This is a genomic window from Gordonia sp. DT219 (genome assembly GCF_049847065.1).
In the GTDB taxonomy this organism is placed as follows: Bacteria; Actinomycetota; Actinomycetes; order Mycobacteriales; family Mycobacteriaceae; genus Gordonia.
Genome location: NZ_JBNCNR010000144.1, coordinates 1 through 212, shown reverse-complemented (window position 1 = coordinate 212; position 212 = coordinate 1). Strand labels below are relative to the sequence as shown.

At 63.7% G+C, this 212-nt stretch carries 1 protein-coding gene; it reads right to left on the bottom strand.

The window, feature by feature from the left end; translation table 11 throughout:
• Positions 1–212: hypothetical protein (locus ACPXB3_RS22775; RefSeq protein ID WP_425729921.1), on the bottom strand; the 212-nt coding region annotated here is incomplete at both ends.

Below are 212 nucleotides of genomic sequence, written 5' to 3'. Positions count from 1 at the left end.
CATCCTGGGCGAACATGTTGCGCAACCCCTGGGCCAACACGAACCGGAACCCGAACACATGCCCACCCTGATCACCCACGAACACCTCCTGCACTCCCTGCCCCGACGCAGCAATCCGCTGCGCGGTTACTTCCACCGACGGCCGATCCACCCGATCAAACACCTCACCGATCACCACCTTGCCACCCACCGGCACCTCCAACCCGTTCTCC